General features: G+C 33.3%; 8 protein-coding genes. 1 reads left to right on the plus strand and 7 read right to left on the minus strand.

Going from position 1 to position 8,413, the window contains the following annotated elements:
- Positions 1 to 47 precede the first annotated feature (47 nt).
- From coaD to GSA01S_RS08190, 4 genes are read right to left on the minus strand one after another with little or no spacing between them, the layout of a single operon-like run.
- Positions 48 to 545 carry a pantetheine-phosphate adenylyltransferase gene (gene coaD, locus GSA01S_RS08175; RefSeq protein WP_066126503.1) on the minus strand — a complete coding sequence of 166 codons (498 nt, stop codon included), beginning with the start codon at positions 543 to 545 and terminating at the stop codon, positions 48 to 50.
- A 1-nt stretch (position 546) separates the two neighbouring features.
- Positions 547 to 1,116, minus strand: a complete 570-nt coding sequence (gene rsmD, locus GSA01S_RS08180) for a 16S rRNA (guanine(966)-N(2))-methyltransferase RsmD (protein ID WP_066126505.1) — start codon at positions 1,114 to 1,116, stop codon at positions 547 to 549.
- Entirely contained in the window at positions 1,113 to 1,496 is a 384-nt protein-coding gene (locus GSA01S_RS08185; protein ID WP_066126506.1) for a YlbG family protein, read from the minus strand. Before GSA01S_RS08185 ends, rsmD begins: the two co-directional genes overlap by 4 nt.
- Positions 1,486 to 2,937 (minus strand): FtsW/RodA/SpoVE family cell cycle protein, encoded by a 1,452-nt coding sequence (locus tag GSA01S_RS08190; protein ID WP_066126508.1) that lies wholly within the window; start codon positions 2,935 to 2,937, stop codon positions 1,486 to 1,488. The genes GSA01S_RS08185 and GSA01S_RS08190 overlap by 11 nt, the downstream gene beginning before the upstream one ends.
- A 464-nt stretch (positions 2,938 to 3,401) precedes the next feature.
- Here GSA01S_RS08190 and GSA01S_RS08195 point away from each other — a divergent pair, with 464 nt between their 5' ends.
- Positions 3,402 to 4,241 (plus strand): DUF368 domain-containing protein, encoded by an 840-nt coding sequence (locus tag GSA01S_RS08195; RefSeq protein WP_066126509.1) that lies wholly within the window; start codon positions 3,402 to 3,404, stop codon positions 4,239 to 4,241.
- 494 nt (positions 4,242 to 4,735) lie between these two features.
- Here the strand turns inward: GSA01S_RS08195 and GSA01S_RS08200 are convergent, their stop codons facing one another.
- From GSA01S_RS08200 to GSA01S_RS08210, 3 genes are all read right to left on the minus strand, one after another.
- Positions 4,736 to 6,079 carry an MATE family efflux transporter gene (locus tag GSA01S_RS08200; RefSeq protein WP_066126510.1) on the minus strand — a complete coding sequence of 448 codons (1,344 nt, stop codon included), beginning with the start codon at positions 6,077 to 6,079 and terminating at the stop codon, positions 4,736 to 4,738.
- 12 nt (positions 6,080 to 6,091) lie between these two features.
- On the minus strand, positions 6,092 to 7,507 hold the full coding sequence (locus tag GSA01S_RS08205; protein ID WP_066126512.1) for a hypothetical protein: 1,416 nt from the start codon (positions 7,505 to 7,507) through the stop codon (positions 6,092 to 6,094).
- A 217-nt stretch (positions 7,508 to 7,724) separates the two neighbouring features.
- Positions 7,725 to 8,324 carry a superoxide dismutase gene (locus GSA01S_RS08210; RefSeq protein ID WP_066126516.1) on the minus strand — a complete coding sequence of 200 codons (600 nt, stop codon included), beginning with the start codon at positions 8,322 to 8,324 and terminating at the stop codon, positions 7,725 to 7,727.
- Between the last annotated feature and the right edge of the window lie 89 nt (positions 8,325 to 8,413).

The raw sequence follows: 8,413 nt of genomic DNA on the forward strand, positions 1-8,413 counted from the left end.
ATTGCAAAAGGTTTGGCAAAACTTTCGTTCTGCCAAACCTTTTTATTTTATATATCTTTTAAAGTGCCATATTTTTCTTCAATGGCCATTCGCACATTAGGTGGTACCATATCACTAATATCACCTTTAAAATAAGCAACTTCCTTAATCATACTTGAACTTAAATAACGATATTCTTCGTTGGCATACATTAACACTGTTTCCAGAGATTCAAATTGTTTACGATTAATAATCGCAATATTGCTTTCATATTCAAAATCCAGAGCATTGCGTACGCCTCTTAATAAAGCCACTGCATTTTTATTACGATAATAGGTTGCCACTAAGCCATCAGAATAAAGTTCTACCGAAACATTTTCAATTCCCTTAACGGCTTCTTCAATTAAGGTAACACGTTCATTCGGTTTAAAAAGTCCTTTTTTAGTTGTATTAACTGCAACGAGGACAATTAATTCATCGAATAATTTGCTACCACGTTCAATTAAATCCAAATGACCTAAGGTCAAAGGATCAAAACTACCTGGAAAAATTCCGATTTTTTTCATTTTATTCTACTTCATCCTCCCATTCATATAAATGAATTACTGTTAATCCATAATGCTTCTCACGATATTTAGACCATTGATCGATGGTTTCAGGTAAAGTAGTTTCATTATCCGTTTCACACATAATGATTGTATCTTGATTGATCAATCCGAGTTGGGCTAACCACTTAATATCCTCAACAATTTTCTCTCGTTTATAAGGCGGATCAATTAATACTAAATCAAAAATAACTGTTGGATGTGCCGTTTGATATTTTTTCAAACTCGCATAATTATCACCCGCTAATAATGTAAAACGCTCGGTTTCTTTAGTAATTTCAATATTATGTTTGATGGTAGCTATTGCTGCTCGATGTTTCTCACAAATTACTGCATGATCCATTCCTCGTGAAACAGCTTCAATTGCTAGTCCACCCGTGCCACCATATAAATCTAATACGATGCCAGTGTGACAACGACTTCCTAATAAATTAAAGATACTTTCTTTTATTTTATCCGTTGTCGGACGCGTATTTTGTCCTGGGACTGCTTTTAAAGGGCGACTGCCATATTTTCCTGCTACGACTCTCATTGGCTCTCATCCTTATTTAACAGTGAATCACGTAATGATTTTAAAAATGAATCATAATTAACATCACCGGTCACGATATCTTCCTCTTCTTTAACTACCGTTTTCTCTTGAAGCATATCTTTATCTTTACGATACGGTATTGCATCCTTCCAAGTCATATCAATATCGTCACGGTAAGAAACTTCTACTTTTTGAACAAAATGTAATTTATTTAATTTTTCGATTATCTCATCTTGTTCATCACGATTTACATATAAGATGACATAGCGTAATCGATTGCTAATAAAATGAACATGTCCAAATTTTCGTATATTTTTAATTTGTTTTAGGGTATAGAGCCAAACAACTAATGCTTGACGCTCAATTAATTCAAATTCCATTCTCATCACTCCAGTCTACTAATGAATCATCATCCATCTCATTCTCAAAACTTGTTGATTGTTTTCTCTCCATTGATTCTACTGAATAAATTTCATTAGCTGGTATTGTATTTGTACGATTATTATTGGATGTCGAAGGAGAATGATCTTCATTTTGTTCATGAATGAACATCGCCTCTACTACTCCGATTGCAATCAGACTGACCATGATACTGGTCCCACCATAACTAATAAACGGTAAGGTCACACCCGTTAATGGCAATAGACTTAGTGCACCACCAATATTAACAATCGACTGCACCAAAAACATAATTGCAATCCCCATTGTTAAATGGCGACGATAGCTATTTTTAAAAGTGGTAGCTATTTTAAGGATATAAATCATTAAAAAGAAGAAAAAGATTAAAAAGATACTAATGCCTATAAGTCCTAACTCCTCTCCCATAATTGAAAATATAAAGTCCGTATGAGCTGCTGGTAAATGATTTCTTTTGACCAGACCCTTCCCTAGTCCTTTACCAAATAACCCACCATTACTAAAAGCGGTCAGGGATTGAATAATCTGATAACCTGAACCTAATTCATCGATAAAAGGATTAGTAAAAATACCAATACGTGCTTTTCCATAATTTCCGGATGCAATTAAATTTGGACCATAAATATTCGACACCAAACGCAACATCAGATAGCCTATCATCAAGATGCTATAAATTATCGCGATCCCTTTTTTGGAAAACCAACTGTGACCAAAAATCAATATTAATATTAAACCAATAATTAATATTGTGCCATAATCTGGCATTTTTAGTAACGCGAATAAAGTCATTGACAATATAATAAAACTTATTAAATGGAGTGGCTCATTTTTAATATCTTCGATTATGTCTTTCAAGGTTTCAGATGGTTGTTTTACTAAGCTTGGAATCTTTAACACTGTATTGGTAACCAAATCTAGATTGCTAAAACTTGCATACCACGCAAATAAGGCGATTAACGCTAGTTTTGATAATTCGGAAGGTTGGAATGAAAAACCGCCAATTGATAACCAGTTAGCTGCACCACCACGTTCTTCCTCAAATAATGCAGTATATAACATTATTAACATGAACGAACCTGAAATGGTCAAGATTAATGGCAATGAGCGATACCATTTACTAGGGATTAAAGGCATCAAAAACAATCCTAATGAACCAATTATTACCGCTCTAAACTGACTAAAAACTAGACTAACTGCTTCATTGGAACCATTACTATTTGTCTGATACATAGAAGCGCTAAAGACAAAAATCATTCCAATAATCACTAAGATATACGTCATTAACAATAATACATGATCTAAAGATAAAAAATAATGGTGTATGGCCGAATATCCCTTTTTAAGCCATTGTAAACCTTTTTTATCCTTGAAAGATGGCTTGAATTTTATTTGATTTAATTTCATGAATGGCCTCCTCTCAGTTTCATTATTATAGCATAAATGAAAGTTTTAAGGGTACTTTTACAAAATTTTCTTCGTGATAATAGCAAATCAATTTATTTTAAATAATAGAATAGTTGAGGGAGTATACTTAAAATGGGAGTAAACCATAAGTAGAAAATCTAATAATTTTCGCTTTGTCGTACATCCACCACTCAACCCCTGCGCATTTAATTTGTGCACAATAAATTGACTGAATTCACAATGTTAATGCCTTACATCTTTAAAACGCAGCGTGAGACCACTCAACCACTAAATTATAAAATAAATAGATGAAAAAAACGAATTATTTAAAGTTTCTAACACCCCTCCTTGCCCCTTATCATTATTTTCAAGGTCAAAATATGGAAATTACTTGATAAAAATAGTGAAGCACTATACACTATTATAGTGTCATATTTTTTTAGATACACAAATGGAGGTTTGAAATGCAAACAAATGAAATAGCAAAAACAGAAAGTTGGTTCTTACGATTTATTAAAGGAATGTTTATTGGTTCAGGATTTATCGTTCCAGGAATCAGTGGCGGAGCTTTAGCTGCTATCTTTGGTATGTATGAACGTATTATTCGTTTTTTATCTAATATAACCAAAGACTTTAAAGAAAATGTCATCTACTTTATTCCGGTAGGTTTCGGAGCTTTGGCTGGTATTGTCTTCTTCTCTTTTGGAGTAAGTTGGGTTTTAGAAAATTATGAAACAATTGTTCGATGGTTCTTTGTCGGATGTATTGTAGGTACTGCTCCTTCATTATGGGCAGAGGCAGGTAAAAAAGGTCGCCAACAAAAAGACATCATCGTGATGGTAATTGCATTTATCTTTGGTTTTGTTTTATTAGTTTTTGGCCAACAATTATTCCAAGGTCAAGTTGCAACTAACTTTATTAGTTGGTTTATCTCTGGTGCCTTAATTGCACTTGGAATTTTAATCCCTGGTCTTAGTCCTTCTAATTTTATTATGTATATGGGGCTTTATCAAAAAATGTCAGATGGTTTTAAAACCTTAGACCTTAGTGTTATTATTCCGATTGCTTTAGGTGGTTTAGCAACCATTGTCTTATTATCCAAATTAATTGCTAGTATTTTTGATCGTAATTACTCTGGCTTCTTCCACTTTATCGTAGGAGTTGTCATTGCATCTACTTTAGTCATTATACCAACAGATTATACTGGTTTTGGTTTTATCCAATATTTTGCATGCCTATTATCATTATTAGGCGGTACCTTATTAGGTTGGTGGATGTCTCAATTAGAAGAAAAATATAAATAAAAAATCGGTCCAAAATAAAAATGAATGAGTCGTTTTTATTTTGACGTTTCAAATGAAGTAAATAACTCTGAATAGGTGGCTTTTGGGGTACCTTAATCGCCAAGCCACATTAAAAATAAATAGACTGAACAGAAATTTATTATGAACAGCCTTCTATCTATCTGATAGAGAGCTATCCATCATTTCTGTTCAGTCTTTTTGTATATCCAAATATATATAATTTCGCTAGATTATAGAGTTGAATTTATCCAAAGATAATATTGGTCCATTAAATTAATGTATGATAACCGTTGATTACTAAAATAAGTAATATCGAATGGCGTTATTTATTTTTATTGCTTCAGAGTATAGACCATTGAGTCAAAATCCCTTAAGCCTTAGGTTCTTGATTGAAGCCATTCAGCTAAATCTGTCAATAAAAAGGATTACTTGCAATGAATTGGACTCATCATTTTGGACAAGTCGCTTTAATTAAAATAAATACTAAGCTGACCCTACTTAATAACATGAATCCATTTTTGTGACCTAAACCGCATGATGCCCACAATTGATTTAACTACTTCATCCATTAACACCATTGACATCACCCATAAGATTGGTAATTGTAAAAATTTGGCTCCAATAAAAGCCAAAGGAACTCCTACCAACCAGACCGCAAAAGTCTCCATAAACATTGAAAACCTTGTATCACCGCCACCTCTAAGGATGCCCACGACAATAATGGAATTAAAGGCTTTTAATACATAAAATAAACCAATCACAATGAGTAATTGACTTGAAATCTGTCGAACCGTTGGACTTAATGATGGAAATGCCATTAATAAAATATCCCGTCCAAAAACAATCGAAGTTCCGATGATAATTCCAATTATAATGACAATTTTAATGAAACGACGCCCTAAATCGTAGGCTTCTTCTGTTTCGCCACGTCCCACAGAACTTCCAATCATAATCGTACAACTATTAGCCAATCCCCTTACTAATACAAATAAGATGTTTTGTATTGAGGCAACAATTTGAACCGCCGCAGTTGATTCAGTCCCCGTCATCGCATAAGCAATATTGTAAAGCACTTGCCCTAATGACCAAAAGGTTTCATTTAAAATAACCGGACTCACAATTTCAATATATTGTTGTATAAACGCTTGATCAAAATTAAAAAATTGTTTAAATGAAGCATTAATCGGCCCTTTATAACGGAAGGTATACCATAGAATCATAATAAATTCTACTAAACGTGCAATAACCGTTCCTAATGCAGCCCCTACCACACCTAAACGTGGGAAGAAGCCAATCCCGAAAATTAATAAATAATTAAAAATAGCATTCGTAAAAAATCCGACAATCGAAGCGTATAGTGGTGGATTAGGTGCTCCGGTACTTCTTAATGAGGTACCAAAAGCAAAACTAACGCTCGTCATAATATACGATAAACTAACCACTTGCAAATAGCGACTACCACTAGCAATGACTTCTGGATCACGAGTGAGTAGGCCCATTATAAAGTTTGGGAACAATAAAGCAATCATTGTAAACAATAAACCAAAACCGGTACACAATGCAATTGCAAAGCCTGTTACACGTTGAACATTGGCTGTATCTTTTCTTCCCCAGTATTGTGATACTAACACCGATGACCCTGTATTAATTCCAAAACATATCAAAATATAAAAGAAAAATACTTGGTTAGCCAACCCCACACCTGCTAGCGTAATATCTCCTAATGATGAAATCATAAGCGTGTCTAGCATATTTAAAGAAGAAGTTATTAAATTTTGAATCGCAACTGGTATCGCAATTGCTAACATCGTTTTATAAAAATGATTTTTTTGTTCCATTCACCAAACCTCTTATTCAATTATTTTTCTTAAAATTTGATCACTCACCTGATCCATTAATAAACTCGGATTATATACATTAAAGTTATCAAAATTAAGTGTTATCGTTGCTCCTACTTCTGCTGTATTGGCATCGGCACTCCATAAAATAACCCCCATCAATTGATACGTTTCTTTATGAATAAGATAATCAATTCCATAAACTTTGTTATCTTGATTAAACATTTCCTTATCCAATTCAGTTAACGTTGATGAAAATTGTTCATAATCTTGTTCAAAAAACTCTCTCAAAGTAATAAAAGTTGATTCTTCTGTCGCTTCCAATTGATCTAACAGCTCATACTGTTGGTCTAATCGTTGAACAAATTGTGCATAGCGATTAGCTTGCTTAAGCTCTTGAATTTCAACATTTCCCTCTGTTTCTTGATACTGTCGATTTGCTTTCCAAAAACTTACATTAATCAATGATTGTTCTTGCAATTCACCTTCGATTAAGCTATAGGGTTCACCATTTAGATAATTCCCCATTGTCAAAGTCGTTTGGGTTTGATCATCTCGATAAGTTTCAAGATAATTAATCACTTGATAGGGATTAGCTTCTGCAATTAATTGTTGTTGATCTTTTTGTGTGGTGTCTAAGCTAACTGTTTGATCCGTATCAATTTGCCAGTCTTCAAACTCAGCTTTCGAATTAATATTAGATTCGATTTTGACCTTATATTGAGAATTTAAATCATTTATTACCATATTCATTACAATATAAGTAATATCACCATTTTCTGTATCGACACGATATTGTGCATCCATTTCAATCTGGGCATTTTTAGATAGCATCATCGGTAAACTAAATAACTGAGGTGCAATTGTAAAGAGTTGTTCATCCTCAATCGTACGCTTAACCAACACGTTGTTTTCTGATTCGTCAAGTTGCCATTCATCGCTTCCTTCAAATAAATACTTCATTAAAGAAATATAAAGAATGGTCGATTTAGTATCTCCTGACAAATTTTGCCACGAATTTGAATTAAAACGATAATAATAGTCTTCTCCACTGTAATATATTTGCTCTTCAAGCTCGTGAGAGTTTTGCTCGATTTGGTTAGTCACCAAATAACCTTTAAGTTGACCTTCTTCATAACGTTCCTCTGTTTTTTCATTGACTTTATATAATTGATCGTCAATCGTAGTGGAAACAACCAAATTCATGCCTACTTTATCAAGGGCTTCAAAACGTTTAGCTATTAATTGTTGCAATTGTTGCTTCTTGGTAGTACTTTGTTGGTGGTCTTCCATTACATTGACTTTGCTATCGTCAACGGACTCAGAAATATTACTAGTCGTTTCATTGGGATTAACTGGGCTTAAATCAACACATCCACTTAGCAATAATACACTTAAAGTTACAAGGCAATATCTTTTAAAGTTCATTAAACTCTCCCCCTATCTCTTTTGTATTATAGCTAATTATTCCCGTACTAACAACCTTTAAAAAAGAAGATTATCAACTTGTTACAAATTGAAAAATCTACAACTAACAGCCTTACAAATGCTTGTTTACGACTCTTGTAACGATAATTTTATATAAAAAAATCGCCCAACATTGTAAAATGCTAGACGATGATTAATTCAACTATATAGTCTTAGTCTAAGCTAAGCGTTCTGCAACAACTTCCCAGTTTACTACATCCCAGAATGCTTTAATATAATCTGGACGACGGTTTTGGTAGTTTAAGTAGTATGCATGTTCCCAAACATCTAAACCTAATAAAGGTACTAAGCCATCTGTTAATGGGTTATCTTGATTTGGAGTAGAAACTACTTCTAATTTACCATTATTAGAAACTAACCAAGCCCAACCTGAACCAAAACGTGAAGCGGCAGCAACAGCAAATTTTTCTTTAAATTCGTCTACAGAACCAAATGCTTCAACAAGTTTTGCTTCCAAATCTGCTGGAATCTCTTTTGCTTGAGAAGGCGCTACTAATTCTTCCCAGAATAATGTATGGTTATAGTGACCCCCACCATTGTTGCGGACAGCGGTTTGAATATCTTCTGGCAATTCTGCCCAACCTTTAACTAATTCTTCAATTGATTTATCAGCATACTCTGTACCTTCAATTGCTTTATTTAAGTTAGTAACATAAGTGTTATGATGTTTTGTATAATGGATTTCCATTGTTTGAGCATCGATAACGGGTTCTAAAGCAGCATATTCATAGTTTAATTTTGGTAATTCAAAAGTCATAAAAGAGTCCTCCTTAGTATTTTAACTTAAGTTTAACATCTTTAAAGATAATAAAAAAGTTATTTGCTTATATTAGATAGTGTCAAATT

The organism is Globicatella sanguinis NBRC 15551, assembly GCF_001552295.1.
Lineage (GTDB): Bacteria > Bacillota > Bacilli > Lactobacillales > Aerococcaceae > Globicatella > Globicatella sanguinis.

Bases quoted from the DNA above. Each gene is read 5' to 3' on its own strand.
- coaD (WP_066126503.1), bottom strand. From the start codon at position 545: ATGAAAAAAATCGGAATTTTTCCAGGTAGTTTTGATCCTTTGACCTTA.
- rsmD (WP_066126505.1), bottom strand. From the start codon at position 1,116: ATGAGAGTCGTAGCAGGAAAATATGGCAGTCGCCCTTTAAAAGCAGTC.
- GSA01S_RS08185 (WP_066126506.1), bottom strand. From the start codon at position 1,496: ATGGAATTTGAATTAATTGAGCGTCAAGCATTAGTTGTTTGGCTCTAT.
- GSA01S_RS08190 (WP_066126508.1), bottom strand. From the start codon at position 2,937: ATGAAATTAAATCAAATAAAATTCAAGCCATCTTTCAAGGATAAAAAA.
- GSA01S_RS08195 (WP_066126509.1), top strand. From the start codon at position 3,402: ATGCAAACAAATGAAATAGCAAAAACAGAAAGTTGGTTCTTACGATTT.
- GSA01S_RS08200 (WP_066126510.1), bottom strand. From the start codon at position 6,079: ATGGAACAAAAAAATCATTTTTATAAAACGATGTTAGCAATTGCGATA.
- GSA01S_RS08205 (WP_066126512.1), bottom strand. From the start codon at position 7,507: ATGAACTTTAAAAGATATTGCCTTGTAACTTTAAGTGTATTATTGCTA.
- GSA01S_RS08210 (WP_066126516.1), bottom strand. From the start codon at position 8,324: ATGACTTTTGAATTACCAAAATTAAACTATGAATATGCTGCTTTAGAA.